Here is a 24,697-nt window from a genome sequence, read left to right as displayed (position 1 = left end):
ACGGAGTCGGACCACATGTGTTGCGAACGTGTGAACGAGTGCGCGGGTCGGGTCGACTGCGCTCAGCGCGGCGAGAGCACTGCGGTCTGCCCGTCCCAGACGAGCACCTCGACGCCGAGGTCCTCGGCGGCAACCGCCACCCACCCGGCGAGCGCCCTCGCCGCGGGTTCGGCGACGACGAGCACGGCCCGCTCCACCCCGGGGACCGACCGCCGCAGCCACAGCAGCTTGAACAGGTCCGCCATCACCTTGTTGCGCCAGGCGGGCTTGTAGGCGCCCTGGTTCGCGACGAGCTGCACGACGACACGGTCGGCGTCGTCGATGCCCTCGACCTCGACCCGGGCGCGGTCGAGCACGACCGTGCGCGGGCGGAGGACGAGGCCGAGGGCGGTGCCGGTGTGCTCGAGCATCCGGCGTTCGACGGAGTCGGGGGCGAACCGGCCCCACTCGGAGCGCGCGACGGGGACCTCGGTCATGTCGGCAGTGTAAGCGGGCCAGCCGCTCCGGATCGACCGGCGCGTCAGACCGACCGCGCGGCCGCCTCGAGGGCCTCGGCCGCTTCCCCGGCGCGCACGATGTCGCTGTCGCTGACCGACCGCGCGTTGTACTCGGCTTTGGTCTTCACCGCCAACAGCACCTCGAGGTGCTTCGCAACCGGCTGTCCAGCTGCCGCACGCAGCACGGGTACCGCTTCGTCGTGTGCTCCCGATCGCGAGTACTCGCCGGTCCGAGCGACGCAGATCGCGTCAGCCGCGGCGATGCCGCTGAGGACGCACTGCGTGACGAACGCGTTCGCGAACTGCGATCCGGCACTGAAGACCCCTGCGTCACCGCCGAGCGCGCGGAGGGCCTCTGCAGCTTCGAGGAACTCCGTCGCCTTGGCGAGCCGGCCCCTCCGGAACGACTCGTCGCCCGGTGCGGTGGTGCCGGTTCGCGGGGTCATCCAGTCAGGGTACGGAGCTTCCGGGACAGCCATCGACCATCGCCTGCGATGGGAATCCCGTCCCCGGCAACCGATGCGAGGAGCGGGTCGGTGCCGTCGATCTCGTCCTCGTCGAAGAGGACCGGCCGCACGGCGTTCCCGGTCCACCGACCGGCCGCACGGCACAACGCGTGGATCTGGTCCTCTGCCTCCTCACGTCGGCCGTGCTCGACGATGAAGCAGACATCGAGGTCGCTGTCCGGCCGCATCTCACCACGGGCGCCGGATCCGAAGAGCGCGGCGTACCGGAGGGGGATCGATCGACAGCCCGATCGGAGTCGTTCGAGGAACGCGCGCCGGAGATCGGCCAGAGCGGTGATCGCATCGGCGGCGAGGTGTTCCCGGTTCAGGCTGAACGACTTCGTCCGTCCGGTCCGGTGCCCGTCGACGACACCCTGCTCGACCAGCCGATCCGCACTGTTCCGGACCCCGGCGTACGACCGGTCCGGCACCAGGCTGCAGATGGCCGCGATCGTCATCGGTCCTGGCGCTCGTGCCAACACGGCGAGCACATCGCCGTCCACGGAGGTGGTCACCGTCGCGAAGGGGGACTGCAACTGCATCGGGACCTCCGATCGGATACGAGTAGAAATCTACCACTTCTAGTAGATTTCTACTCGTATCTGAGCATTTTCGTCAGACGACCGACCACCCACCGTCGCTCGGCAGCACGGCGCCGTTCACGTTGGCAGAGTCGTCGCTGAGCAGCCAGGTGATGGCCGCTGCGAGCTGCTCCGGCTGCGCCACCGGCGGGATGGCGACCTGCATGATGGGGCCGACCCGGCTGGCGGCGTACTCGCTGCGCATCGGCGCCTCGATGTTCGTCGCGACCGCGCCCGGCGCGACCGCGTTTGCCCGGATGCCCTGCGGCCCGTGGAAGAACGCCACGCTCTTGGTGAACCCGGCGATCGCGTGCTTCGACGCCGTGTACGCGGCACCCGCTGCCGAGGCACGGAGTGCGGCCTCGGAGGCGACGTTCACGACGGCGCCGCGGCCGGCGGCGATCATGTGCGGCAGGACGGCGCGGGTGAGGCGCATCGGTCCGGTGACGTTGACGCTGAAGACGCGGTCCCAGGTGGCGTCGTCGACCTCGCTCGGCGGAAGGAAAGCGTCCATGATGCCGGCGACGTTCGCCAGTCCGTCGATGCGATCGCCCGCGGCCGCGATGAGTGCGTCGATGGTCTCGGTCGCGGCGACGTCGCCGATGACGGTCTCGAGTTCGAGGCCCTCGAGTTCGGAGCGGAGCGCGTCGAGGCGGTCGGCGACGACGTCGGTCGCGATCACCCGCCCGCCCTCGTTCGCGATGCGCGTCGCCGTGGCGCGTCCGATGCCGGAACCCGCCCCGGTGACGATGATGGTCCTGCCGGTGAAACGTCCGGCGGTGGTGTCGGTCATGTCGTCTCCTCACTGAGAGGCGCTCGCTGCGCCACGACGGTTATAGCACTCAGTGCCGAAAGGACTCCATGCGCCCGACGAGTGACCGGCCGACGAGCGATCGACCGACGAGCGATCGGCCGACGGGACGCCCCCGCACGATCGACCCGGACGCGGTGTCCCTCGTGGCGCTCCGGCTGTTCGACGAGCAGGGCTTCGACGCCGTGTCGATGGACGACGTCGCGACAGCTGCCGGGGTGAGCCGCCGGTCGTTGTTCCGGCTGTTCCCGAACAAGGCGGCGCTCGTCTGGGGTGGGCTCGACGAGTTCGCCTCGCGGTTCGGTGACGCACTCCGACAGCGGCCGTCCACGGAGTCGTCGTCGGTCGCCCTGCGTGCCGCCTACCGGATCGGCGCGACCTTCCCCGACGACGCCGTCGAGGTCACCCGCCACCGACTCCGCGTCATCCGCGCCAACCCCTCCCTCGAGCACGTCGGCGCGGCCACGGTCACGACCCTGACCGACGCGATCGTCCGGTTCGTGGCCGAGCGGGACGGCGCGACGCCCGACGACCTCGCGGTGTCGGTGCGCGCGCACGCCCTGGCGGCCGCGGCGAGCGCGGCCCTCACCTGGTGGGCGCTGCACGGCGACGGCCGACCGGAGGACGTCGTGGACCGCGCACTCGCCCTGCTCGCCTGAGACGCGCCCTGGACACGACCACCGGACGGACGGGAGGCCCGTGGCGGGCGCGCCACGGGCCTCCCGTCCGACACCCGGCCGGGCTCAGCCCATCGCGCGCTTCCCACGGACGTCGCGCGACAGCGCGTCGATGCGCACCACCTCGTCGTCAGTGAGCCGCACGTCGGCGGCGGAGACGTTCTCGGCGACGCGTCCGGGGTTGCGCGATCCGGGGATCGGGACCAGGTCGGCGCGCTTCGCCAGGATCCAGGCCAGCGCGAGCTGCGAGAGCGAGACGCCCTTCACATCGGCGATCTCGGTGAGCGCGGCGACGACGGCGACGTTCGCGTCGAAGTGCTCCGGCGCCCACCACTCGAGCTGCTGCCGGATGTCGTCGGCCGCGTAGGCGCTCGCGGGCTGCACGGCACCGCTCAGGAACCCGCGCGCCAGCGGCGAGTACGCGACGACGCCGATGCCGAGCTCGTCGACGAGGGGGAAGAGCGCCTCGGACTCCCGCGAGAAGACGGAGTACTCGGTCTGGAACGCCGAGATCGGGTGCACAGCGTGCGCGCGGCGGATCTGGTCGGCATCGGTGTTCGACAGGCCGAGGTACCGGACCTTGCCGGCCTGCACGAACTCCTGCATCACGCCGACGACGTCCTCGATCGGGACAGCCGGGTCGTGCACGTGCTGGTAGAGCAGGTCGATCGAGTCGGTGCCGAGGTTCTGCAGGCTCGCGTCCACCACCTGCCGGATGTGCTCCGGTCGGGAGTCCGGCGCGTAGGCCTCGGGCGTGAACCCGAACTTCGTGGCGATCGTCACCTCGTCGCGGATCGGGGCGAGCGCCGCGCCGAGGAGCCGCTCGCCGGTCCCCCAGCCGTACAGCTCGGCCGTGTCGAAGTGCGTGACGCCGAGTTCGTGGGCGTGCCGGATCGCGGCGACGGACTCGGTGTCGTCGCCGGGTCCGTACGCGAACGTGGTGCCCATGGCGCCGTAGCCGATGGCGCTGACGGTGAGGCCCTGTCGGCCGAGGGTGCGTTGCTGCATGGTGCCGTCCCTTCGTGACGTGTGGTGGTCATGCGAGTGGCACTGTACGCCATTACTGTCAGAGTCTGACAACTTGGACGGAAGATGACGTCACGGTACGATCGGTCCCGTGAGCGACGTGCGAACCGGCCTACGGGACATCACCCGCGATGCCGTCCGCGCGCGCATCGCCGCCGTGGCACTCGAGCGGTTCGACACCGACGGGTTCGACAACGTCACCGTGGAACAGGTCGCCGCCGAGGTGGGGATCTCGGCGCGGAGCTTCCACCGGTACTTCCCCGCGAAGGAGGACGCCGTCATCGGCGACCCCGCGCGACACCGGGACGCCCTCGCCGAGGCGTTCCGGTCGCGGTCGACGACCCAACCGGTGTGGCCCGCGCTGCGCGAGGCCTTCGCCGAGATGCTCGAGCGCGGCAGCACCGACGACCCCGAGACCGGTCGACGGTCCGTCCGCGTGATGACGAGCACGGCGTCACTGCGCGCACGGAACCTCGAGAAGCACCAGGCCTGGGCGGACGTCCTGACGCCCCTCGTCGTCGGGCAGCTCCACGGCCCCGACGCCGACCTGCGGGCACGGGTCCTCGTGCAGGCGGCCCTCGGTTGCTTCGACGTGGCGATCACCACCTGGGCCACGGGCAACGACCCCGACGCGGCCGCGATCCTGCGACGCGCGTTCGACGGCATCGCACCGAGCGCCTGACGAGCGGACGCGCGCCCTCGTCCAGCGGTATCGTCCGGGCATGAACGTCACCGGACCGTCGCCGTACTTCCAGTTCGCCGGCACCGCCAGGCAGGCCCTCGAGCACTGGCAGGGTGTCTTCGGCGGCGAGGTCCAGATCGCGACCTACGCCGACTTCTCACGGACCGACGGCCCCGCCGACGCGGTCGCCCACGGACAGCTCACCGGCGGGCTGCAGCTCTTCGCCGCCGACGCGAGCGAGACCGACGAGCCGTTCGCGGCGACCGGCCTGCTGTTCTCGCTCCTCGGGGCCGAAGAACCCGACGTCCTGCGGCACTGGTTCGACGCGCTCGCCGAGGGTGGCACGGTCGTCGACGCCCTGCAGCAGCGGCCGTGGGGTGACTGGGACGGCACCGTGCGGGACGCGTTCGGTGTCACGTGGCTGATCGGGTTCGAGGCGTCAGCGCGGGAATGACGGGCACCGTCGCTGGGATGACGGGCGCACTCGCTGGGATGACGGGCGCCCTCGCTGGGATGATGGGCGCATGACCGACCGCCCCGCCGTCCTGTTCGTGTGCGTCCACAACGCCGGACGCTCCCAGATGGCCGCGGGGTGGCTGCAGCACCTCGCCGGCGACCGCGTCCGGGTGTTCTCCGCCGGCAGCGAGCCCGCCGACCAGGTCAACGCCGTCGCCGTGCAGGCCATGGCCGAGCAGGACATCGACATCGCCGACGCCCGACCGGCGGTGCTCGAGACCGAGACCGTGCGCGAGTCGGACGTCGTCATCACCATGGGCTGCGGAGACGCCTGCCCGGTGTTCCCCGGCAAGCGGTACGAGGACTGGGACCTCGACGACCCGGCCGGGCTGGGGATCGAGCAGGTCCGCCCCATCCGCGACGACATCCGGGTGCGGGTCGAGCGGTTGATCGCGTCCCTGTAGCCGGCTACTGCTGGTCGGACGGCAGCAGCGGCGCCCAGTAGGCGTCCGCACCGTCGGCCTGCACGGCGTCGCGCTCGAAGCGGAAGCCGTAGTCGCGCACGAAGTCGAGCGCGGCGGCCTGCTCGTCCTCGGCGTCGTCGTGCGCGGCGTCGAACAGGTAGACGCCGTGCCCCATCTTCACGCCCGAGTCGCTGATCACCGTGAGGTCCCAACGCCCCTCCTCGGCGCGTTCGATCCGCACGACGGCGGCCTGTGCAGCGGTGAAGTCAGCCATGGCCTCAGCCTACGGACGGCGCCCCGGCGGCGTTCAGGGTCCGCCGCGCCCACTACGCTGAGCACCGTCACAGGCCCGGACGAGCGGAGAACGAAGTCATGTCAGTCGGATTGCTCGCCGTGGTGGACGACATCCTCTCCGCGGCCCTGAAGGCGAGTGCGAAGACCGCCGGGGTCGTCATCGACGATGCCGCGGTCACGCCGCAGTACGTGCAGGGACTCGCGCCGGCCCGGGAACTGCCGGTCGTCGGTCGCATCGCGCTCGGCAGCCTGTTCAACAAGTTCATCATCATCATCCCGCTGGCGCTGCTGCTCACCGCGTTCGCGCCCTGGGTGCTGCCGTACCTCCTGCTCATCGGCGGGACGTACCTGTGCTTCGAGGGCGCGGAGAAGGTCACCGAGTGGTTCGGTGTCCACCACGGCACAGGCTCCACCGACTCGGTCACCGAACCCAAGCTCGTGTTCGGCGCCATCCGGACCGACCTCATCCTGAGCACCGAGATCATGCTCATCGCCCTGGCCGGCCTCGACCCCGACCTCGGGCTCTGGCCGACACTCGGTGCACTCATCGTGATCGGGCTCGTCATGACCGCGGTCGTCTACGGCGCGGTGGCCCTGCTGGTGAAGATCGACGACGTCGGTCTGCAGATGATGAAGAACTCCGTCCGCCGGACCCGTCGCACAGGAGCGCGGATCGTGCGGGCGATGCCGACCGTCTTCCGGGTCATCAGCGTCATCGGCACCGTGGCCATGCTCTGGGTGGGCGGGCACCTGGTCATCGCGAACCTCGCCGAGACCTTCTGGCACGGCCCGTACGACCTGCTGCACACGATCGAGCGCGCGATCGAGGCCACTGGCCCGGTGATCACGTGGATCGTCGACACCGCAGTCTCGGCGGTCGCCGGCGTCGTCCTCGGCATGGTCGTCGTGGCGATCGTCCTCGGCATCGGTCGCCTCCGCGGGAAGCACTGACTGACACTTCTGTTCCGGCGTCGGAACACGAGTGTTCCGACGGTGCACGCGTCGAACGACTCGTGGAGCGTCGCAGAACGGGTGCGCGCGACCCGCGCCGCGCGCCTACCCTGGCGCGCATGGCAACGGTGCGACAGGTCCAGGTGACGTTCGACTGCGCCGAGCCGGAGCGGGTCGCCCGGTTCTGGTGCGAGGTCCTCGGCTACGAGGTGCCTGCTCCCCCGCCCGGGTTCGACGACTGGCAGGCGTTCAACGCCTCGCTCCCGCCCGAGCACCAGGACTCCGCTTTCGCGTGCGTCGACCCGACGGGCGTCGGGCCGCGGCTGTTCTTCCAGCGGGTTCCCGAGGGCAAGACGGTGAAGAACCGCGTGCACCTGGACGTCCGGGTCGGCACCGGTCTGGTCGGCGAGGAACGTCTCGCAGCGCTCGACGCGGAGAGCGCCCGCCTCGTCGCGCTCGGCGCGACGCAGTTCCGCCGCATGCTCGCGGATCAGGTCAACGAGTCCTGCATCGTGATGCAGGACGTCGAGGGCAACGAGTTCTGCCTCGACTGATCCGCGAGCCCGCGCAGGTTCAGGCCACCGGCCCGTACGTGCTCACCTCGACGGCGCCGAGCTCGAGCTCCGCCGTCTGCTGGATGAGCGCCAGCAGGTCGGCGTCGAGACCGGGACCGAACTCCTCGAGGCGCTCCGGAGCGATGAACGACGGCACGCCGGCCGGGGCCTGCTCGGTCGCCGTCAGGTCCGTGCCGTCCTTCGACGGGGACGCGCCGCGGAAGATCTTGCCCGCCTCGGACGCCCCGTCGAGGTCGAAGCTGTACTGCTTGCTCTGCAGCCCGAGGTCGAGGAGCTCCTTGACCTCCGGGAACCGCTCGGCGTTCGTCTTCGGGATCGGCAGCAGGGTCTTCCAGTCGACGCCGAGGGTCTCGAGTGCCTTCGCGTACGCGTTCTCGTGCGCCTGGTCGCGGACGATCAGGTACGCGACGGTGCTGCGCGCGGTGGGGTTGTCCGTCATCTCGTAGATCCGGCACTTCTGCAGGCGACCGGTGGACTCGAGCATCAGGTTGTAGAGCAGGTCGAGCGGCAGGTTGCCGGAGTTGTAGACGTAGCTGCCGCTCCACGGGTTGCCGGCCGCGTCGACCGGCAGGGCACCTTGGGCCCCGACCAGGTAGTGGTGGATGTTGCTCGTGTCGAGCGCGATGTTGAGCGGCGTCGCACCCTTCGCACCCGGCTTGTCGAGCGGGTCGGTGAGCTTGCCGGTGTACTCGGGCGAGCCGTCGAGCAGGCGGGAGATCGTGGTGCCGATGAGCTCGACGTGGCTGATCTCCTCGGTGCCGACGCCCTGGATGAGGTCGCGGTACGGCTTCGCCGCCGGGCCACGGAAGTTCATCGCCTGGAACAGGTACTGCATCATCGTGCGCATCTCGCCGAACTGCCCGCCGAGCCCTTCCTGCAGGGCGTTGGCCGCTGCCGGGTCGGGCTCGCCGTCGGCGATCTCGTTGATCCAGGTCTGTGCGTGGAAGTACATGGGGCCTCCTTGCTCACCGCGACGGATCCGCCGCGTGCCTCACCGTCGTCCGGCGTCCCTGGCAGGCGACACGGGTCGTCCACTCAGCGCGGTATCGTCGTCGGCGCCGCACCGCCGCGCCCGGAAGGACCCCCGAACCGATGACCGTCAGTCACGCCGCCGACACAGCCGCCCTCGACGATCTGCTCGAGCCGGACCAGGTCCTCCGCGACCCGGCGTCGCTCGAGCAGTACCGCCACGACGACGCCGAGTGGGCCGACTCCACCGCACCGCTCGCCGTCGTCCTCGCACGCAGCACCGACGACGTCGTCGCCACCGTCCGGTGGGCGGCAGCCGTCGGCGTGCGGGTCGTGCCGCGCGGCGCCGGGACCGGGCTGTCCGGCGGGGCGAACGCGATGGCCGGATCGGTCGTCCTGTCCCTCGAGCTGATGGACGCGGTGCTCGAGGTGGACACCGACGAGCGCTACGCCGTCGCCCAGCCCGGTGTGGTCAACGACGCACTGCGGGCTGCCGTCGCGGAACACGGACTCTGGTACCCGCCGGACCCGGCGAGCTCGGCCATCTCGACGATCGGCGGCAACGTCGCGACGAACGCCGGCGGGATCTGCTGCGTGAAGTACGGCGTCACCCGCGACTACGTGCTCGGGATGACCGTGGTGCTGGCCGACGGTTCCGTGGTGGAGCTCGGACGCCGCACGGCGAAGGGCGTCGCCGGGTACGACCTGGCCGGCCTGATGGTCGGGTCCGAGGGCACGCTCGGCATCGTCGTGTCGGTCACCGTCAAGCTGCTCCCCCTGGCCGGACGCGACGAACGTGCTGTGATCGGGTACTTCCCCTCGCTCAGCGCCGCCGGGGACGCCGTCGCCGCGATCTCGCGTGCCGGGATCATCCCCGCAGCACTCGAGATCGTGGACCGGACCTGCCTGCGGGCCGTCGACGACTGGATGCACCTCGGGCTGCCGTCCGACGTCGACACCCTGCTGCTGGCCCGGGTCGACGAGCGTGGTGCCGCGGGGGACGAGCTCGCCGACCAGGTCGCAGCCGTCTTCGCGCAGGCCGGCGGCACCGACGTCGAGCGCGCCACGGACCCCGACGACATCGACCGGCTGTTCCAGGCACGGCGACTCGCGTACCCGGCACTCGAGCGGCTCGGACCGGTGCTCACCGAGGACATCTGCGTGCCCCGCAGCGCGGTGCCCGAGATGCTCCGACGGATCCAGGCGACGGCGGCAGCGCACGACGTCACCATCGCGAACATCGCGCACGCCGGCGACGGCAACCTGCACCCGCTGATCATCGCTCCCGAGGGCGACGAGGCCGCGAAGGCCCGTGCGAAGCAGGCGTTCGACCAGATCGTCGCGGACTGCCTGGCACTCGGCGGCACCGTCACGGGTGAGCACGGCGTCGGCCTGCTCAAGCTGCCCGGCCTGCGGCAGGAGCTGGGCGAGCGGGTCCTCGCGATGCACCGTGCCGTCAAGGACGCCCTGGACCCGGCGGGCACCCTGAATCCCGGCAAGGCGTTCTGAACCCACGTGGACGACGGACGGGAGGCCCGGTGCCAGCTGGCACCGGGCCTCCCGTCCGTCGTCTGGTCGCGTCCAGGGCCCGAAGGTCACAGACCGGTAACGAGGACAGATCGGTCCAAACCTTTTGCCGGAGGCCCCCGAATCACCTGCACAGACCGGGAAACACCCGGAGCGCTCACCAGCCGCACATTGCTGGTTCTCCACCCTGCACCAGGGTGTGTTCGGCGCGCACACAGCAGCCGCGCCGAGCGCGACACCTCAGCAAAGGAAACGATCACCATGCGCAAGAGCCTGAAGACCTCCATCACCCTCGCCACGACCGGCGCCCTCGTGCTCGGCGGTGCCGCGTTCGGCATCTCCTCCGCCCAGGCCTCGACCCCCCAGGTCCACACGGTCTCGTCGTCGTCGTCGAAGATCCCCGCACCGGTCGCCTCGGTCCCCGAGGTCCTCGGTGGTTCCACCGCCGTGAAGCTCGACTCCGGCTTCACCGACGCCCTCACCGCCCTCAAGCTCACCCCCGGCGTCTCCGGAGACGCGACCCTGGCTGACGGGTCGGTGTCGTTCCCGATCACCGCCGGTTCGGTCACGTACTGGTCGCCGGACGGCAACTACAAGCCCTACGTGCAGGGCCTGCTCAACCACGACGACTCCGGCCTGACCCTGAAGGCCGGCGACACCACCGTCACGCTCGAGAACTTCGTCGTGAACCCGGGCTCCTCCAAGCTCTACGGTGACGTCCTGGTCAACGGCAAGGTCGCCGCGTCCAACGCGTTCCTGTTCGAGCTCTGGGGCGGCTCCCTCAAGCCCCTCCAGCTCGAGGGCGACAACGCCATCCTGACCGGCACCACCGTCCACGTCTCCGAAGACGCCGCCGGCCTGCTGAACAAGACCTTCGGCACCGACGCCGTCAAGCGCGGCCTCCTCGTCGGCACCGCCACCATCACCGCACAGATCAAGTAACACCCCGCACCACCGCACCACACGTGAAGGGCCGCCCCGGGCAACCGGGACGGCCCTTCACCACGTTCAGCAGCACCCGCCTACCATCGAGCAGATGCCCGCTCCCCGCTCGACCGTGACCGACGACCAACCGGGGCCCGACGACTTCATCCGCGTCCGCGGCGCCCGTGAGCACAACCTGCAGGACGTCGACGTGGACATCCCGCGCAACCGCATCGTCGCCTTCACCGGCGTCTCCGGCTCCGGCAAGTCCTCGCTCGCGTTCGGCACGGTGTTCGCCGAGGCACAACGCCGCTTCCTCGAGTCCGTCGCTCCCTACGCCCGACGGCTCATCGCGCAGGGGTCGACGCCGCACGTCGAGTCGATCACCGGCTTGCCACCCGCCGTGGCCCTGCAGCAGCGCCGCGGTGCTCCGAGCAGCCGTTCGACCGTCGGCACGCTGACGACCCTGTCGAACTCGATGCGCATGCTGTTCTCCCGCGCCGGCACCTACCCGCCCGGAGCCGACCGGCTCGAGTCCGACTCGTTCTCGCCGAACACCGTCGCCGGAGCGTGCCCGCGCTGCCACGGACTCGGCATCGCCCACGAGGTCACCGAGGCCTCGGCCGTCCACGACCCGTCGTTGAGCATCCGTGACGGCGCGATCACGGCGTGGCCCGGGGCCTGGCAGGGCAAGAACCTGCGCGACGTCACGGCGGTGCTCGGCTACGACATCGACGTGCCGTGGCGTGCGCTCTCCCGACAGGACCGCGACTGGTTGCTGTTCACCGAGGAGCAGCCGGTGGTCCAGGTCCACCCGAAGCGCGACCGCGTCGCGAAGCCGTACAAGGGGCGGTTCTGGAGCGCACGCCAGTTCGTGATGCACACCCTCGCCGACTCGCAGAGCGAGACGCAGCGGACCAAGGTGCTGCAGTTCGTCGAGTCGGGTCCGTGTGGCCTCTGCGGCGGGACCGGCCTGACCCGGGCCGCGCTCGCGGTGACGGTCGGCGGCCACTCGATCGCCGACCTGAACGGCCTGCCGCTCACGGCGCTGGCCGACGTCCTGCGCCCGATCGCCACCATCACGGACGCCAGCGCTGCCACCTCACGCGCCTCGTCCGGCGAGCACACCGAGGTCGCGGTCGCGATCTCGCGCGACCTGCTCACACGGGTCGAGGTGCTCGTCGGCCTGGGCCTCGGGTACCTCGCGCTCGACCGGGCCACCCCGACCCTCTCCCCCGGCGAGACGCAGCGCCTGCGCATCGCGACGCAACTGCGCTCCGGCCTGTTCGGTGTCGTCTACGTGCTCGACGAACCGAGCGCTGGCCTGCACCCGGCCGACGCCGAGTCCCTGGTCGAGGTCCTCGACGACCTGCGTGCCGGCGGCAACAGCGTCTTCGTCGTCGAGCACGACATGAGCATCGTGCGGCGGGCGGACTGGATCGTCGACGTCGGCCCGGGTGCCGGGTCCGGCGGGGGCACCGTCCTGTACAGCGGCCCCGTCGACGGCCTCGCCGACGTCGAGGCATCGGTCACCCGACGGTTCCTGCACCCGCGCGACCGTGCCGACGGTGAGCGCACCGTCCGGACCCCCGTCGGGACCCTCGAGCTGCGCGACCTCACCCTGCACAACTTGCAGGACCTGGACGTCGACCTGCCGCTCGGGGTGCTCACCGCGGTCACCGGCGTCAGCGGCTCCGGCAAGTCGTCGCTCGTCGGCGGGGTCCTGCCCGGCGTGGCGACGTCGCACCCGCTCGTCGACCGCGTCGTGCAGGTCGACCAGAAGCCGATCGGCCGCACCCCGCGTTCGAACCTCGCCACCTACACCGGGCTCTTCGACGCCGTGCGTGCCGCGTTCGCCGCGACCGACGACGCGAAGGCCCGCGGCTGGACCGCCAGCCGCTTCTCGTTCAACGTGGCCGGCGGCCGGTGCGAGGTGTGCCAGGGCGAGGGCTCGGTGTCGGTCGAGCTCCTGTTCCTGCCGGGCAGCTGGGCGCCCTGCCCGGAGTGCCACGGTGCGCGCTACAACGACGAGACCCTCGAGGTGCGGTGGGACGGTGCGTCGATCGCCGACGTCCTGGGCATGACCGTCGACCAGGCGGCCCCCTTCCTGGCATCGCTGCCGGCCGCTGCCCGCGGGCTCGAGGCCCTGCGCCAGGTCGGCCTCGGCTACCTGCGGCTCGGACAGCCCGCTCCGGAGCTGTCCGGCGGCGAGGCCCAGCGCATCAAGCTCGCGACCGAGCTGCAACGCGCGCGCACCGGGCACACGCTCTACCTGCTCGACGAACCGACGACGGGCCTGCACCCCGCCGACGTCGAGCTGCTGACCGCACAGCTCGCACGCCTCACCGACGCCGGCAACACCGTCGTCGTGGTCGAGCACGCCATGGACGTCGTCGCGAGTGCGGACCACGTCATCGACATGGGGCCCTCCGGTGGCGAGGACGGCGGCCGCGTCGTCGCCACCGGCACCCCCGCCCAGGTCGCGGCGTCCGCCGAGAGCCGGACCGCGCCGTACCTGCGGGAGCAGCTCGGGCACTGATCGCGCCCACCCGCGGACGGACGGGGCCTGTGGCGGGCCCGCACCGCGCCTCCCGACCGCCGGTGCGTGTGCATGTTCCGACGTTCCACGCGTCGATCAACCGGTGCCCTGTCGCATGATGCACACGCATCTGCTGCGTGTGCATGTTCCGACGTTCCACGCGTCGATCAACCGGTGCCCCGTCGCATGATGCACACGCATGCACCGCACACGCCAACGCACCGCACACGCACGCGCACACGCACGCACACGCACGCAGCAGCGCCCGCCGGGACGGATCCCGACGGGCGCTGCTGGTGGTGCGGACTAAGCCCGACGGAAGCGGCGGGCGATGGTGAGCCCGACGCCCGCGAGCATCAGCAGGATCGCGAAGGCGATCACCGGGGCCGGGTCGCTACCGGTGTAGGCGAGCGTCCCGTTCGGGCCGGTACCACCCGCGCCACCGGTGCCGGCGGTTGCCAGGCGGACGGTGAACGTCACCGGGTCGGATGCCGCCGAGGTGCCGTCTGCGCCGGTCTGGGTGGCGGTGATGGTCACCGTTCCCGGGCCGAAGCCGACGATCGGGGTGCACTTCCAGGTGCCGTCCGCCGCGACGACCGCGGTGCAGACGACGACCGTGCCGTCGGTGACCGTGACGGTCGCGCCGGGCTGACCGGTGCCGGTGATCGGCGGGTTGGGCGTCGTGACGGTGCCACCGTCCGTCGGCGAGGTGATCACCGGCGGCGGGGTCGTCGTGGTCGACGCGGGGTTGTAGGTGTAGACGAGCGGGTCGGACGTGCCACCCGGGGTCGTCACCGTGACCTCGACGTCACCGGCAGCGTGCGCCGGGGTCGTGAAGGTGAGCGTCGTGCCGTCCGCCGACACGCTGTCCGGCGTGATCGGGTCGGAACCGTCCACCGAGACCGTGGAGTCGTCGGTGAAACCGGTGCCCGTGACGGTCACGACCGTGCCACCCGCGGCCGGACCGTTGTCAGGGTCCAGCTCGGAGATCGTCGGGACCGCGGCCGGGGCCGGGTTGTACGTGTATGGCAGCGGCGCCGAGGTGCCGGAGCCGTTGGTGACGGTCACGGGGACCGCACCGGCGGTGTGCGCCGGCGTCGTGAACGTCAGCTCGGTGCCGTCGTCCGACACGCTGTCCGGCGTGATCGGGTCGGAACCGTCCACCGAGACCGTCGAGTCGTCGGTGAAGCCCGTGCCGGAGACCGTGACGACCGTGCCACCGGTGACCGGACCGTTGTCGGGGTCCAGCGCCGTCAGCGTCGGAGCCCCGGCGGGTGCCGGGTTGTAGGTGTACGTCAGCGGGTCCGAGGTCCCGGCGTCGGTCGTGACCGTCACGTCGACGGGACCGGCGACGTGCGCCGGGGTCGTGAACGTCAGCTCGGTGCCGTCGTCGGAGACCGACTCCGGGTCGATCGGGTCGGACCCGTCGACCGAGACGGTCGCGTCGTCGGTGAACCCGGTGCCCGTGATGGTGACGAGGGTGCCGCCGCCGACCGGCCCGTTGTCGGGGTCGAGCGTCGTGAGCGTGGGTACCGCTGCGGGAGCCGGGTTGTACGTGTAGTCGAGCGGGTCGGATTCACCGGCGGGCGTGGTGACCGTGACGTCGACCGTTCCGGCGTCGTGCGCCGGCGTGGTGAAGGTCAGCTCGGTGCCGTCGTCCGAGACGGAGTCCGCCGCGATCGGGTCGGAACCGTCGACCGACACCGTGGCGTCGTCCGTGAAGCCCGTCCCGGTGACGGTGACGACCGTGCCACCGGCGACCGGCCCGTTGTCCGGGTCGAGCGTCGTGATCGTCGGGACCGCAGCCGCGTCGTCGGTGTAGGTGAAGTCGAGCGGGTCGGATTCACCGGCGGGCGTGGTGACCGTGACGTCGACCGTGCCGACGACGTGCGCCGGCGTCGTGAAGGTCAGCTCGGTGCCGTCGTCCGAGACGGAGTCCGCCGCGATCGGGTCGGAACCGTCGACCGACACCGTGGCGTCGTCCGTGAAGCCCGTCCCGGTGACGGTGACGACCGTGCCACCGGCGACCGGCCCGTTGTCCGGGTCGAGCGTGGTGATGGTCGGGACCGCGAGCGGACCGGCGTTCGGGCCGACCGCAGCCGAGGCGAGGTTGACGACGGCGGTGCCGGCGGCCGGCACCAGTGCGACGCGCAGGGCACGCTGGGTGAAGACGCCGTCGGCGCTGGTCTCCTGCACGTTGGCCTGCAGCGACACGACGGTCGTCAGGGCGTTGGCGAGGGGCGTGATGACCGTCTCACCGAGGCCGGCGACGACCTGGTTGATCGGGGCGACGACCTGCGCGATGACCGGGTTCACGACGTCGAGGAGCTGACCGATCGGCAGCGGGAGCCCCGCCACCGTGACGGTGAGCCCGCGGAGCGACTGGGTGAGCTGGGTCACGACCCCCTGCAGCGCGGTGGTGACCGCCGGCAGGAGCTGGGTCGTGAGTGCCTCCGTGATGTACGGCAGCAGCTCGGTGTTCGCCGGCAGGTTGTTGATGTCCAGGCCGGCGTTCGTCAGCACTGCGGCGACGTCGACCGTGATCGCACCGGTCTGCAGGTTCGCCGTGATCGAGCCGTCGGCGCTGGTGACGTCGCCGGTGGCCGAGTCGAGCACCGTGACGAGGTCGGGCAGGCCCTGGACCTGCACGAGCGGGCCGAGGGCGTTCAGGGTGTCCTCGACGCCGTCGACCGTCGGCTGGAGCGTGCCGAGGGTGGTGCGGAGACCGGAGACGGTGGTGCCGAGCGCGGGGCTCGTCAGCGACAGGTCGAGTCCGGCGATGCCGTAGTCGCCCGTCTGCGCACCGTCCGGGCCGGCTGCCTGCGCAGCGGTGGCCGACACGGCGCCGACCTCGAGCTGGGCGTTCGCGAGGGCGCCCGCCAGGTCGGCCCCGATGAGACCCGACAGGTCGAGCGTGGCGTTGGACTGCGGGACGCCGTCCTGGCCGCCGACGCCGATCCCGCCGGTGTTCGTCACCGCGCCGGACGCGGCGACGGAGCTGCCGTCGGCGTTGGCGGCGGCGTACTGGTTGACGGCACCGAGGGTGAGGATGCCGTTGTTCCCGAGCAGGTTGAGGCCCCCGCCCAGGTTGACGTTGACCGCGTTGAGTGCGGTGACGTCGAGCGGGTGGACGTCGGTGTCCGTGGCCCCACCGGTGTTGACCGCGTCCGCCGGGGTCACGGTGAGGATGTCGTCGAGGTTCAACCCGAGCGCGGAGCCGCTGAGGAAGCGCCCCTGCCCGGTCGACGCGACGGGCGCTGCCGTCGCGGGGGCGGCGGCGAGGATGCTGCCGCCGGCGCCGAGGAGCGCTGCGGTGACGATCGCGACGCCCTTGCTCCGGCCTGACCATCGGGTGGAAGTGGACGCCCGTGGGTCTTTCTGGGCGCGCTCGAGTACTCCAAGCCTCATGTGGCTTCGCTCCTGATCCTGGTGCTGGTCCGGCAGTTGGTGATGCTGCCTGCAGCTGTGGTGTGTTTCCGATGAGCGTAACCCTGAACGGGTGCACAAGACCATCACCCCCGAACGGGGGCCTGCGCTCTACGGATGCGGATGCCGATGCGGATGCCGATGCAGAACGCCGGTGCACGACGCGGTCAGATCTCGACGGCGCGGTCAGATCTCGACGTCGCTGCCCATCGTCACGGTGCGCTGCGCCGGGAGACCGAAGCGTGCCGCGGGGTCGGCGGCGTTGTGGGCGAGGCCGACGAAGAGCTTCTTCCGCCAGGCCACCATCCCCCGGTTGCCGGGCATCGGACGGAGGGCCCCGCGGGAGATGAAGTAGGACGCCCGGAGCACTTCCTCCGGGTCGATGTCCAGGACCTCGGCCAGGCAGGCGGCGTGCAGGGCCTTCGGCAGGTCCTGGTCGTCCGAGAACCCGAACTTCACCGTGATGTGGTCGATGCCGTCGTCCTCGTAGCCGAGGTCGTCGCGGTGGAACGCCTTCGCGTGCGGGACGTGCGGCACGTTGGCGGTGAGCACCGAGACGATCAGGACGGTCCGGTGCACCACGTGGTTGTGCTCGACGTTGGCCCGGAGCGCCAGCGGCGTCGTCTCCTTGTTCGGGTGCGGGAAGACCGCCACCCCGGGCACCCGCGGGATGTGCTCGTGGTTGATGCGGTCGATGAAGTCGGCGAGCGACCCTTCGCGCTCCTTGCGTTCCTCCTGCACGAGCGCCCGGCCACGGCGCCACGTCGTCATCACCGTGATCACCGCCAGGGCGATGAGGAGCGGCACCCAACCACCGTGGATGATCTTCGACAGGTTGCCGGCGAGGAAGGTCAGCTCGAGGCCGCCGAACGCCACCGCCGCGACCACGAGCTTCCAGGTCGCCCACTTCCACAGCGGGCGGACGACGAGCAGGAGCAGGAGCGTGTCGACGACCAGAGCTCCGGTGACGGACACCCCGTACGCGGTGGCCAGGTTCGCCGACGACCGGAACGCGAGCATGATCGCGAGCACGCCGATGAACAGCAGCAGGTTGACCGCGGGCAGGTAGATCTGCCCGCTCTCCCGCCGCGAGGTCTGCCGGATCGTGAGCGGCAGCAGCAGCCCGAGCTGGACCGCCTGGCGGGTGAGCGAGAACGCCCCGGAGATGACGGCCTGGCTCGCGATCACCGTCGCGAGCGTCGCCAGCACCACCACGGGCAACCGCAGCGCGTCCGGGAACAGCAGGAAGAACGGGTCCTTCGCCGCCGACGGGTCGCGCAGCACCAGCGACGCCTGCCCGAGGTAGTTGAGGACGAGCGCCGGGAACACCACGAAGAACCAGGCCTTCAGGATCGGCGACCGTCCGAAGTGCCCCATGTCGGCGTAGAGCGCCTCCGCACCGGTGATGACGAGCACCACCGCCCCCATCGCCACGAACGTGATGTACGGGTGCGCGAAGGCGAACGAGATCGCCCACGTCGGCGAGAGCCCCTGCAGGACGCCGGGGTGCTCGAGGATGTGCGGGACGCCGGCGGCGGCGATCACGACGAACCAGAGCAGCATCACCGGGCCGAACAGGTTGCCGACCTTGCCGGTGCCGAAGCGCTGCACCGCGAACAGCACGACCAGGATGACCGCGGCGATCGGCACGATCAGGTGCTCGACGGACGGCGCCGCGGTACCGAGCCCCTCGACCGCCGACAGCACCGACACCGCCGGGGTGATCACGGAGTCGCCGTAGAAGAGCGAGACCCCGACGATGCCGATCACCAGGAAGATCACCGCGCCACCGCGACGCTTCGCGTAGAGCCGGCGGGCCAGGGCGGCGAGCGCCATCACCCCGCCCTCGCCGTCGTTGTCGGCGCGCATCAGGATCAGCACGTACTTGATCGAGACGATGATCGTGATGCTCCAGAACATCATCGAGATGACGCCGTAGACGTCTTCCTGGTTCGCCTTCACCAGGCCGTCGTCGATCGTGAACACGGTGCGCAGGGCGTAGAGCGGACTCGTCCCGATGTCGCCGAACACGACGCCGAGTGCGGCGAGCGCCAGGACGGCGACGCCCTTGCGCGGGCCGTGGCCACCGTCGTCGGTGGCCTCGGTCGTGGGGGTGGTGTGGTCCGTCGGCTTCGACGGTTCCGTCGGGGTCTCGGAGCGGGTCTCGGTCACGCTCGGCACTTCCGTCTCCGGCCGTCCGGGCGACGGCCGCCGCTCATCATCGCACCGTGCGCGGGATGCGCTCGCAGGTGGCGCACATGCGTGCGCACCGTGGCTCTCGACGTGCGCCGGGGGCGGACGGGAGGCCCGTGGCGGGCCCGCACCGCGCCTCCCGTCCGACGGTGGGCCGGGTCCACATCCGCGAAAGCGACAGCGTGCCGCGAACTGTTCGCGGAGATCTGTCGCGATGCCGGACCGAACGGTGCCCCGTGCCGCAGGACTGTCGCTTTCGCGGGCCGGGTCTCAGGGACGCAGGCCGCGCACCAGGTCGTGGACCACGCGGGCGGCGCGCGCCGCGGCGCCGTCCAGGTGCTCGCGGAACTCGGCACCGTCGGGGGCGCAGAGGTCGCTGATGCAGCGGACCGACACGAACGGCATGTCGTGCACGTGGGCGAACTGGGCGATGGCGGCCGACTCCATGTCGACCGCGGCCACGTCGGGGAAGGCGTCGCGGAGTGTCCGGGCGCGCCCCTCGGTGACGAAGACCTCGCTCGAGCCGATCGTCGCCGAGCGCAGCGGCCAGGCGATGTCGGCGGCCATCGCCAGCTCGACCAGTCGGGCGTCCGGGGCGTACCCGGTCGGCATGCCGGGCACCTGGCCGAGGGCGTAGCCGAACGCGGTGGCGTCCGCGTTGAGGTTGACGTACCGGTCGCCGACGACGACGTCACCGATCGCGATGCCGTGCATGAGGCCGCCGGCGGTCCCGACGCTGATCACGGGGATGCCGGGTCCGAAGTCGTGGAAGCCGTGTGCCACGGCGGCCGTCGCGTTCGTGAAGCCGATGCCGCTGCGGCGGACGGCCACGGTGGCGCCGCCGATGTCGAGCAGCTGGTGCGGGTCGTGGCCTCCGACGGGGCCGTCGAGGATCGGGACCCCGCCGAACAGGTCGGCGAAGGCGGAGACCTCTTCGCTCATGGCCGCGATGATGATCGCGACGGGCGTCTGTTCCTGCACTGATCGATCCTCGCACGGCGAGGACGCGACGGCTGCCAGCGACGGCTGCCGGCTACCGCTGCCAGCTACCGCTGCCGGCTACCGCTGCCGGGCGAGCTCCTCGGCGACGAACGCGGCCATCGCGTCGGCGCCGAAGTGGTCGTCGGCGGTGATCGTGACCACGGTGTCGCCGTCGGGGTGGTCGTCGAACAGCAGCATCTGCCCGTACGCGCCGTGCAGCCGCCACAGCTGCCCCGGACCGCCCCATCCGGCCATCGCGTAGCGGTGGTACCCGGGTCCGGTCCCCTCGCGCTCGACCCAGTCGGAGTGCATCGCGTCGCACCAGCGGGCGCCGACGATGCGCTGCCCGTCGACCACGCCACCGTCGCGGATGAGCCGACCGAGGCGCGCGAGTTCCTCGGTCCGGAGCGCCAGTCCTTCACCGGCGGCGACGTACCCGTTCGGGCAGCGCAGCCACTCGACGTCCTCGATGCCGAGCGGGTCGAACAGGCGTCGGGACACGAACGCGCCGACGTCGCCGACGCGGGTCTCGAGCACGCGCATGGCCGTGTAGGTGCTGACGTTGGCGTACTGGAACACGCGACCCCGCGAGGGCCGCCGCAGGAACTCGGCCGCCAGGTCCGGCCAGTCGGTCAGCTCGGTCGCCGACCAGGGCATGTCGATCCCGCTCGTCATCGTGAGCAGGTGCCGGAGGGTGACCTGGTCCGCGCCGTCCCCGAACTCGAACCCGGGCAGCGATGCGGCGATCGGTTCGTCGACGTCCACCAGACCCGCGTCGGCGGCGATCCCGGTGGCGAGCACGCAGATGCCCTTGGCCGCGGAGTGGATCTCCTCGCGCGCGTCGGGCGTCCAGCGGTGCTCGGCGACGTCGTCCGCGGTGCCGCCACCGGTGCGGACGTGCAGGCCGTGGGCGCCGAAGCCGGTGTCGTCGACCTGCCGGACGATCGCGTCGAGGATGGTGGTCGCGGTGGTCACACCGCCATCCTCTCGCGAGTCGCGGCACGGCCAGCAGCCGGACGCGTGTCCCACGGGATCCCTAGGGTCGAGGGATGACCTCCGCGACCCCTGCCGTCATCGCGCTGCTCGTCGGGTCCGCGATCGCGATCGCCGGACTGGTGCCGTGGGCAGCGCTGCAGTACCGACGCCGGGGCACCCTCGGCGTCGGCAACGCGGTGCTGGCGTTCGCCACCGTCGTCTACGGGCTCGCCCTCGTCACGTACACGCTCCTGCCCCTGCCCGACACCAGCGAGGTCGCGGCGATCTGTCGCGCCGCCTCCGGACCGCAGCTGACGCCGTTCGCGTTCGTCGGGGACATCGCGAAGGAGGGCGGGCTCTCCGGCCCCCGGTCCCTGCTCGCGAACCCGGCCGCGGCGCAGGTGGTCTTCAACGTCATCCTGTTCGTCCCCCTCGGCATGCTCGTGCGGCACGTGTTCCTGCACGGACGGTTCCTGGCCGGTGTGGTCGTCGGGACCGTCGCCGGGTTCCTGGTCTCGCTGCTCATCGAGTGCACGCAGCTGACCGGCGACTGGTTCCTGTACCCGTGCTCGTACCGGCTGTTCGACGTCGACGACCTGCTCGCGAACACCACCGGAGCACTCGTCGGCACGCTGGTCTCCCCCGTGCTCTGGGTGCTCGTCCGGCACCGGGGCGAGCCGTCGTCGGATCTGCCCCGCCGGGTGACGATCTGGCGCCGCGGGTTCGGGATGTTCTGCGACCTGCTCGCCATGGTGCTGACCACCGGCGCGCTGGTGTCGATCACGAGCCTGTCGTTCGCCCTCGCCGGGCAGGACCTCAACTCCACGCTCGCACGGGTCCTGCTCGCCACGCTGCCCTTCGTCGCACCGGCGGTCCAGCTGGTGGTGGTGCTCGCGTCCGGGCGCACGCTCGGCGAGGCAGTCGTCCGGCTCCGACCGGAGCCGCGGCCGACGGCCTGGCAGCGCCTGGTGCGGTGGGCCGCGGGCTCCGGCGGGTGGGCGACGGCCACCGCCGCCGCGTTGCCCTTCACCGGCCTGCTGGCGTTCGCTCTCGCCGTCGCAGCCGTCATCGGGCTGTTCGCCACCCGAGGGCGGCGCGGGTTCGCGAACGTGCTGGCGCGGGTGGATGTGGTGGACGAGCGCGCGGCACGGGAAGGCTCGACTGAGAGAAGTTAGCGAACCGATGGCGTTGGTTCTATATTCGTCGTAAGTGTTACCAACGCGAGCGGAGATGAACGGTTGAGCGACCCTTCCGGTGGTCCCGAGCGCCCTCGGTGGCCTGCCCTGCAGGATGAACAGCGCTCATGGCACACCGTGGAGGACGACGGCGGCACATCCCGACGCGCTCGCCTGGCAGCACGTGGACCGTACACCGCTGCCGTCGTGCCGACCATCGCCACCACGAGCGTCCGAGTGTCCCCGGACGTGCTCGCGGACGCCGCAGAGGCAGCGGTCGCGATCGGACGGTTCGACGCGGAACTCGGTTCGTCCGTCCTGCCGTTCGCGTCCATGCTGCTCCGCAGCGAGTCCGCGTCGTCGTCCCAGATCGAGAACCTGACCAGTGGCGCGCGCGCGATCGCCGAGAGTGAGCTCGGTGAGCGCACGAGCGGGAACGCGGCGCTGATCGTCCGCAACGTCCGTGCGATGCAAGCCGCCCTGGCGCTCCGCGACCAGATCGACGAAGCCGCGGTGATCGAGATACACGAAGCACTGCTCTCCGATTCGGCGCCGCAGATGACGGGCCGGTTCCGCCAGCAGCAGGTGTGGATCGGTGGCACGGAGTTCAGTCCGCACGAAGCGGCCTTCGTGCCGCCGCACCACAGCCGCGTCGGCGATTCGATGGCCGATCTGGTCGGGTTCGTGCGGCGGCTCGACGTCCCGGCGCTCGCGCACGCGGCGATCGCGCACGCCCAGTTCGAGACGATCCACCCGTTCCTCGACGGCAACGGACGCACCGGCCGGGCACTGGTGCACGCGATGCTGCGGCAAGCCGGTGTGACGAAGAACATCGCCGTCCCCGTGTCCGCGGGGCTGCTCCACGACGTCGATGCGTACTACGAGGCGTTGACGGCCTACCGCGCCGGCGACGTCGACGCCATCGTGCGGGCGTTCACCCAGGCGGCCTGGTTCGCGGTCGCCTCGGGCAGACGACTCGCCTCCGACGTCAGCGCCGTGCGTGCCAGCTGGGCCGACGCCACTTCGGATCTCCGCTCCGACAACCGAGCGCGAGCCCTGGTCGACCTCGTGATCGAGCATCCGGTCCTCAACGCCGGTCTCGTCCAGGATCGTCTCGGTGTCGCTGCGCCGACCGCGTACCGTGCCGTCGAGACCCTGGTGCAACGCGGCGTCCTCCGACCGGCGAACTCGAAGCAACGCAACCGGATCTGGATCGCCGAAGCACTCATCGAGGCGCTGGAGGCCTTCGCGGCTCGCGCCCTGCGGCGCGGTCCGGCACAGCGCCCCTGAACCGTCGACCAAGCGGACTGGAGGCACGTGGCGCGCCCGCCACGTGCCTCCAGTCCGATGACCCGGCGCTACTGCGATCGCAGTACGTGCGCAGGTCGCCGTCTTGGTCAGATGGTTCCGTCCCGAGCCGCCCGTGCTCGTGACGTGAGGAGCACCATGCGCACCGTCGTCGTCACCGGCCCCGGATCCGTCGAGATCCGCGACGAGCCCGTCCCCGAGGTCGGCCCCGCCGACGTCCTGATCGCCGTCAAGGCGTGCGGGGTCTGCGGCTCCGACGCCTTCTACGCCGCGCGCGGCGGCATCCCGCCGCGTGAGGGGCACACGCCCCTCGGGCACGAGGTCGCCGGAGAGGTGGCCGCCGTCGGCGACGCGGTCGAGGGCATCGCCGTCGGCGACCACGTGGTGGTGAACCCGATGGGCGACCCACGCGGGATCATCGGCAACGGCGGCCCCACCGGCGGGCTCTCCGAGTTCCTGCTCGTCGAGCAGGCCGTGCTCGGCACCAGCATCGCCCTGGTCCCGAAGGAACTGCCCTGGCAGGTGGCGGCGCTCAACGAGCCGATGGCGGTCGCCCTGCACGCCGTGAACCGGACCGCGCCGCAGCCGGGCGACACGGTCGTCGTGTTCGGTGCCGGCCCGATCGGGCTGGGCGCCGTGATCAGCTACAAGGCGCTCGGCGTCGGGCACGTGGTCGTCGTCGACGTGATCGCGTCGCGGCTCGAGAAGGCCCTGCTCGTCGGAGCCGATGCCGTCGTGAACTCGGCGGACGAGCCACTCGACGAGCGCCTGATCGCCCTGCACGGCGAAGCACGGGACGGCGTGGGGCACGGCGGGAAGTCCGGCACCGACGTCTGGCTCGACGCCGCCGGGGTGCCGGCCACCGTGCAGACGGCGCTGCGCCTGGCGAAGCACCGCGCGACGATCGGCGTCGTGGCCGTGCACAAGCGGCCGGTGGAGGTCGACTTCGGTGACCTGCTGGCCGTCGAGCCGACGATCGTGACCGCGATGGGGTACCCGACCGAGATCTTCGACGTCACCGAGCACATCATCGCGAACCCCGAGGCGTACGCGCAGATCGTCAGCGACGTCTTCCCGGCGAGCGACGTGCTCGACGCCCTCCGGGTGGCTGCGACCCCCGGGGCGGCCGACAAGGTCGTCGTCACGTTCGACTGATGCCG

General features: G+C 71.3%; 23 protein-coding genes. 12 read left to right on the top strand and 11 right to left on the bottom strand.

The genetic code is table 11. From position 1 onward, the window contains the following. Positions 1 to 62: 62 nt before the first annotated feature. From EDF47_RS13295 to EDF47_RS13280, 4 genes are all read right to left on the bottom strand, one after another. Complete coding sequence (locus EDF47_RS13295; protein ID WP_131845211.1) at positions 63 to 476, bottom strand: hypothetical protein; 414 nt, start codon at positions 474 to 476, stop codon at positions 63 to 65. A 44-nt stretch (positions 477 to 520) separates the two neighbouring features. After that, complete coding sequence (locus EDF47_RS13290) at positions 521 to 943, bottom strand: hypothetical protein (RefSeq protein WP_131845210.1); 423 nt, start codon at positions 941 to 943, stop codon at positions 521 to 523. Continuing rightward, positions 940 to 1,545, bottom strand: a complete 606-nt coding sequence (locus EDF47_RS13285) for a nucleotidyltransferase domain-containing protein (RefSeq protein ID WP_131845209.1) — start codon at positions 1,543 to 1,545, stop codon at positions 940 to 942. Before EDF47_RS13285 ends, EDF47_RS13290 begins: the two co-directional genes overlap by 4 nt. 73 nt (positions 1,546 to 1,618) lie before the next feature. Then, the gene (locus EDF47_RS13280) at positions 1,619 to 2,377 is read right to left on the bottom strand and encodes an SDR family NAD(P)-dependent oxidoreductase (protein WP_131845208.1); all 759 of its coding nucleotides are present in this window, start codon (positions 2,375 to 2,377) and stop codon (positions 1,619 to 1,621) included. A 68-nt stretch (positions 2,378 to 2,445) separates the two neighbouring features. On the opposite strand from EDF47_RS13280, the gene EDF47_RS13275 reads away from it, so the two are divergent. Next, entirely contained in the window at positions 2,446 to 3,054 is a 609-nt protein-coding gene (locus EDF47_RS13275) for a TetR family transcriptional regulator (protein ID WP_131845207.1), read from the top strand. A gap of 84 nt (positions 3,055 to 3,138) precedes the next feature. On the opposite strand, the gene EDF47_RS13270 is transcribed toward EDF47_RS13275, so the two are convergent. Further along, entirely contained in the window at positions 3,139 to 4,080 is a 942-nt protein-coding gene (locus EDF47_RS13270; protein ID WP_131845206.1) for an aldo/keto reductase, read from the bottom strand. A 109-nt stretch (positions 4,081 to 4,189) separates the two neighbouring features. On the opposite strand from EDF47_RS13270, the gene EDF47_RS13265 reads away from it, so the two are divergent. The 3 genes from EDF47_RS13265 to EDF47_RS13255 all read left to right on the top strand — a co-directional run bounded on the left by EDF47_RS13265 (position 4,190) and on the right by EDF47_RS13255 (position 5,700). Continuing rightward, complete coding sequence (locus tag EDF47_RS13265; RefSeq protein WP_243649826.1) at positions 4,190 to 4,780, top strand: TetR family transcriptional regulator; 591 nt, start codon at positions 4,190 to 4,192, stop codon at positions 4,778 to 4,780. Between the two features lie 40 nt (positions 4,781 to 4,820). Then, on the top strand, positions 4,821 to 5,234 hold the full coding sequence (locus EDF47_RS13260) for a VOC family protein (protein WP_131845204.1): 414 nt from the start codon (positions 4,821 to 4,823) through the stop codon (positions 5,232 to 5,234). Positions 5,235 to 5,304: 70 nt separating this feature from the next. Beyond that, complete coding sequence (locus EDF47_RS13255) at positions 5,305 to 5,700, top strand: arsenate reductase ArsC (protein WP_131845203.1); 396 nt, start codon at positions 5,305 to 5,307, stop codon at positions 5,698 to 5,700. 4 nt (positions 5,701 to 5,704) lie between these two features. On the opposite strand, the gene EDF47_RS13250 is transcribed toward EDF47_RS13255, so the two are convergent. Further along, complete coding sequence (locus tag EDF47_RS13250) at positions 5,705 to 5,974, bottom strand: hypothetical protein (RefSeq protein ID WP_123294645.1); 270 nt, start codon at positions 5,972 to 5,974, stop codon at positions 5,705 to 5,707. Between the two features lie 98 nt (positions 5,975 to 6,072). Between EDF47_RS13250 and EDF47_RS13245 the strand changes: the two genes are divergently transcribed. Both EDF47_RS13245 and EDF47_RS13240 read left to right on the top strand, forming a co-directional pair. After that, on the top strand, positions 6,073 to 6,945 hold the full coding sequence (locus EDF47_RS13245) for a DUF808 domain-containing protein (protein WP_131845202.1): 873 nt from the start codon (positions 6,073 to 6,075) through the stop codon (positions 6,943 to 6,945). Positions 6,946 to 7,064: 119 nt separating this feature from the next. After that, positions 7,065 to 7,499 (top strand): VOC family protein, encoded by a 435-nt coding sequence (locus tag EDF47_RS13240; RefSeq protein WP_123939129.1) that lies wholly within the window; start codon positions 7,065 to 7,067, stop codon positions 7,497 to 7,499. 19 nt (positions 7,500 to 7,518) lie between these two features. On the opposite strand, the gene EDF47_RS13235 is transcribed toward EDF47_RS13240, so the two are convergent. Then, the gene (locus EDF47_RS13235) at positions 7,519 to 8,472 is read right to left on the bottom strand and encodes a manganese catalase family protein (RefSeq protein ID WP_131845201.1); all 954 of its coding nucleotides are present in this window, start codon (positions 8,470 to 8,472) and stop codon (positions 7,519 to 7,521) included. Positions 8,473 to 8,612: 140 nt separating this feature from the next. Between EDF47_RS13235 and EDF47_RS13230 the strand changes: the two genes are divergently transcribed. The 3 genes from EDF47_RS13230 (at position 8,613) to EDF47_RS13220 (ending at position 13,479) form a co-directional block, all read left to right on the top strand. Continuing rightward, complete coding sequence (locus tag EDF47_RS13230; protein ID WP_131845200.1) at positions 8,613 to 9,998, top strand: FAD-linked oxidase C-terminal domain-containing protein; 1,386 nt, start codon at positions 8,613 to 8,615, stop codon at positions 9,996 to 9,998. A gap of 279 nt (positions 9,999 to 10,277) precedes the next feature. After that, positions 10,278 to 10,958: a hypothetical protein gene (locus EDF47_RS13225; protein WP_132099404.1), complete on the top strand. Its 681-nt coding sequence runs from the start codon at positions 10,278 to 10,280 to the stop codon at positions 10,956 to 10,958. 94 nt (positions 10,959 to 11,052) lie between these two features. Further along, complete coding sequence (locus EDF47_RS13220) at positions 11,053 to 13,479, top strand: excinuclease ABC subunit UvrA (protein WP_131847026.1); 2,427 nt, start codon at positions 11,053 to 11,055, stop codon at positions 13,477 to 13,479. Positions 13,480 to 13,785: 306 nt separating this feature from the next. On the opposite strand, the gene EDF47_RS13215 is transcribed toward EDF47_RS13220, so the two are convergent. The 4 genes from EDF47_RS13215 to EDF47_RS13200 form a co-directional block, all read right to left on the bottom strand. Continuing rightward, complete coding sequence (locus EDF47_RS13215) at positions 13,786 to 16,887, bottom strand: choice-of-anchor G family protein (protein ID WP_165932411.1); 3,102 nt, start codon at positions 16,885 to 16,887, stop codon at positions 13,786 to 13,788. 204 nt (positions 16,888 to 17,091) lie between these two features. After that, entirely contained in the window at positions 17,092 to 19,077 is a 1,986-nt protein-coding gene (locus tag EDF47_RS13210; RefSeq protein ID WP_243834056.1) for a potassium transporter Kup, read from the bottom strand. 291 nt (positions 19,078 to 19,368) lie between these two features. Then, complete coding sequence (gene mtnN, locus EDF47_RS13205; protein WP_123939135.1) at positions 19,369 to 20,079, bottom strand: 5'-methylthioadenosine/S-adenosylhomocysteine nucleosidase; 711 nt, start codon at positions 20,077 to 20,079, stop codon at positions 19,369 to 19,371. A gap of 78 nt (positions 20,080 to 20,157) precedes the next feature. Further along, positions 20,158 to 21,054, bottom strand: coding sequence for a serine hydrolase domain-containing protein (locus tag EDF47_RS13200; protein ID WP_131847022.1), 897 nt, complete (start codon positions 21,052 to 21,054; stop codon positions 20,158 to 20,160). A gap of 74 nt (positions 21,055 to 21,128) precedes the next feature. Here EDF47_RS13200 and EDF47_RS13195 point away from each other — a divergent pair, with 74 nt between their 5' ends. The 3 genes from EDF47_RS13195 (at position 21,129) to EDF47_RS13185 (ending at position 24,692) form a co-directional block, all read left to right on the top strand. Then, complete coding sequence (locus tag EDF47_RS13195; protein WP_131847021.1) at positions 21,129 to 22,229, top strand: VanZ family protein; 1,101 nt, start codon at positions 21,129 to 21,131, stop codon at positions 22,227 to 22,229. Positions 22,230 to 22,436: 207 nt separating this feature from the next. Further along, positions 22,437 to 23,519, top strand: coding sequence for a Fic family protein (locus EDF47_RS13190; RefSeq protein ID WP_243650110.1), 1,083 nt, complete (start codon positions 22,437 to 22,439; stop codon positions 23,517 to 23,519). 156 nt (positions 23,520 to 23,675) lie between these two features. Next, positions 23,676 to 24,692, top strand: a complete 1,017-nt coding sequence (locus tag EDF47_RS13185) for a zinc-binding dehydrogenase (RefSeq protein WP_131847019.1) — start codon at positions 23,676 to 23,678, stop codon at positions 24,690 to 24,692. The last annotated feature ends 5 nt before the right edge of the window (positions 24,693 to 24,697 follow it).

Origin of the sequence: Curtobacterium sp. PhB190, from assembly GCF_004365385.1 — a bacterium.
GTDB lineage: Bacteria > Actinomycetota > Actinomycetes > Actinomycetales > Microbacteriaceae > Curtobacterium.
Note: the sequence above shows the minus strand (reverse complement) of the source record. Positions and strands in the feature narration are given on the sequence as shown.

Coding starts and splice junctions, on each gene's coding strand:
- EDF47_RS13285 (WP_131845209.1), bottom strand. CDS start 1,545: ATGCAGTTGCAGTCCCCCTTCGCGACGGTGACCACCTCCGTGGACGGC.
- EDF47_RS13245 (WP_131845202.1), top strand. CDS start 6,073: ATGTCAGTCGGATTGCTCGCCGTGGTGGACGACATCCTCTCCGCGGCC.
- EDF47_RS13255 (WP_131845203.1), top strand. CDS start 5,305: ATGACCGACCGCCCCGCCGTCCTGTTCGTGTGCGTCCACAACGCCGGA.
- EDF47_RS13250 (WP_123294645.1), bottom strand. CDS start 5,974: ATGGCTGACTTCACCGCTGCACAGGCCGCCGTCGTGCGGATCGAACGC.
- EDF47_RS13230 (WP_131845200.1), top strand. CDS start 8,613: ATGACCGTCAGTCACGCCGCCGACACAGCCGCCCTCGACGATCTGCTC.
- EDF47_RS13195 (WP_131847021.1), top strand. CDS start 21,129: ATGACCTCCGCGACCCCTGCCGTCATCGCGCTGCTCGTCGGGTCCGCG.
- EDF47_RS13220 (WP_131847026.1), top strand. CDS start 11,053: ATGCCCGCTCCCCGCTCGACCGTGACCGACGACCAACCGGGGCCCGAC.
- EDF47_RS13185 (WP_131847019.1), top strand. CDS start 23,676: ATGCGCACCGTCGTCGTCACCGGCCCCGGATCCGTCGAGATCCGCGAC.
- EDF47_RS13290 (WP_131845210.1), bottom strand. CDS start 943: ATGACCCCGCGAACCGGCACCACCGCACCGGGCGACGAGTCGTTCCGG.
- EDF47_RS13260 (WP_131845204.1), top strand. CDS start 4,821: ATGAACGTCACCGGACCGTCGCCGTACTTCCAGTTCGCCGGCACCGCC.
- EDF47_RS13225 (WP_132099404.1), top strand. CDS start 10,278: ATGCGCAAGAGCCTGAAGACCTCCATCACCCTCGCCACGACCGGCGCC.
- EDF47_RS13295 (WP_131845211.1), bottom strand. CDS start 476: ATGACCGAGGTCCCCGTCGCGCGCTCCGAGTGGGGCCGGTTCGCCCCC.
- EDF47_RS13270 (WP_131845206.1), bottom strand. CDS start 4,080: ATGCAGCAACGCACCCTCGGCCGACAGGGCCTCACCGTCAGCGCCATC.
- EDF47_RS13280 (WP_131845208.1), bottom strand. CDS start 2,377: ATGACCGACACCACCGCCGGACGTTTCACCGGCAGGACCATCATCGTC.
- EDF47_RS13240 (WP_123939129.1), top strand. CDS start 7,065: ATGGCAACGGTGCGACAGGTCCAGGTGACGTTCGACTGCGCCGAGCCG.
- EDF47_RS13275 (WP_131845207.1), top strand. CDS start 2,446: ATGCGCCCGACGAGTGACCGGCCGACGAGCGATCGACCGACGAGCGAT.
- EDF47_RS13235 (WP_131845201.1), bottom strand. CDS start 8,472: ATGTACTTCCACGCACAGACCTGGATCAACGAGATCGCCGACGGCGAG.
- EDF47_RS13215 (WP_165932411.1), bottom strand. CDS start 16,887: ATGAGGCTTGGAGTACTCGAGCGCGCCCAGAAAGACCCACGGGCGTCC.